The 1,733-nt window shown below is 57.9% G+C and carries 2 protein-coding genes; both read left to right on the forward strand.

What is annotated here, in order from left to right; all coding sequences use genetic code 11:
• A partial coding sequence (locus tag ACIGDJ_RS08250; protein ID WP_397504534.1) for a hypothetical protein occupies positions 1-272 on the forward strand: 272 nt, incomplete at its 5' end.
• Between the two features lie 43 nt (positions 273-315).
• A partial coding sequence (thiI, locus tag ACIGDJ_RS08255) for a tRNA uracil 4-sulfurtransferase ThiI (RefSeq protein ID WP_397504535.1) occupies positions 316-1,733 on the forward strand: 1,418 nt, incomplete at its 3' end.

A 1,733-nucleotide genomic window follows, 5' to 3' on the forward strand; every position in this document is an offset into this window, starting at 1 on the left:
GTGAATTAGGGCGGGTAGTGGATGCCCTTAATAATGGTGATGCCGGCGCGAATACTCTGCCAAGGCAACCTGCCTCACAAGGGAGCAAATTGCATGCCAGTGCCCCAGCATGGGTTTTTTGCCCCGAATTCACGCTTATTAAGGTGCGTGAGGTACTGAATCGACAAATCTCGCCCCGTAATGTTGCGTTTAAATTGAGAAATGACCCGTTTTGGTGCGCGCAAAACCTTCTGCACATAAACTGGTTAAACCTTGAGCAATTTCCGCTATAATCCGCGCCCCCCTTTTTCGGCTGGCCGTTCGCGCGCTGTTTTCATGAAACTAATCGTAAAAGTCTTCCCCGAGATCACCATCAAAAGCCGACCTGTCCGGACGAAATTCATCCGCCAGTTGGCCAAGAACATCCGCACCGTGCTCCGTGACCTGGACCCGGCCGTGGTGGTGAACGGCGTGTGGGACAATCTCGAACTGGAAACCCGTGTAACCGACCCCAAAGCCTTGAAAGAGATGGGTGAGCGCCTGACCTGCATGCCGGGGATCGCGCACTTTCTGCAGATCGACGAGTACCCGCTGGGCGACTTCGACGACATCACCGAGAAGTGCAAGCAGCACTACGGCGATGCGCTGGCCGGGAAGATTTTTTCGGTGCGCTGCAAGCGCGCGGGCAAGCATGCATTCAGCTCGATGGACGTCGAAAAATACGTCGGCAGCAAGCTGCGTCGCGAGTGCGGAGCGGCCGGAATCGACCTGAAAGCGCCGGAAATCGAAGTCCGAATCGAAGTTCGCGACAAACGGTTATTTGTCATTCACAGCCAGCACAACGGCATCGGCGGCTACCCGCTCGGTGCCCTGGAGCAGACGCTGGTGCTGATGTCCGGCGGCTTCGACTCCACCGTAGCGGCTTACCAGATCATGCGCCGCGGCCTGATGGCGCACTTCTGCTTCTTCAATCTCGGCGGGCGTGCCCACGAATTGGGCGTGATGGAAGTCGCGCACTTCATCTGGAAGAAGTACGGCAGCTCGCAACGCGTGCTATTTGTCAGTGTGCCGTTCGAGGAAGTGCTGGGCGAAATTCTCGGCAAAGTCGATAACAGTCATATGGGCGTGGTTTTGAAGCGTATGATGTTGCGCGCCTCGTCCGAGATCGCCGAACGCCTGCATATCGATGCGCTGGTGACCGGTGAAGCGATCTCCCAGGTGTCGAGCCAGACGCTGCCGAACCTGTCGGTGATCGACTGCGTGACCGACAAGCTGGTGCTGCGTCCGCTGATCGTCGCGCACAAGCAGGACATCATCGACACGGCCAACGAGATCGGCACTGCCGATTTCGCCCGGCACATGCCGGAATACTGCGGCGTGATTTCGGTCAACCCCAAGACCGCCGCCAAACGCGGTCGGGTTGAGCACGAAGAGAAAGAATTCGACATGGCGGTGCTCGAGCGTGCGCTCGCCAACGCCAAACTGGTGCCGATCGATCGGGTGATCGACGAATTGGGCCAGGATTTGCAGATTGAAGAAGTCAGCGAAGCGCTGGCCGGTCAGATCGTGATCGACATCCGTCACCCGGATGCCGCCGAGGATGACCCGCTGGAGCTCGCCGGCATAGAGGTACAGACGATGCCGTTCTATGCAGTGAACGCACGTTTCAAGGAACTGGACCCTACTCGCCAGTACCTGGTGTATTGCGACAAAGGCGTGATGAGTCGCCTGCATGCCCACCAGTTGCTCGGGGT

This window comes from Pseudomonas sp. NPDC079367 (assembly GCF_044542195.1).
Taxonomy (GTDB): domain Bacteria; phylum Pseudomonadota; class Gammaproteobacteria; order Pseudomonadales; family Pseudomonadaceae; genus Aquipseudomonas.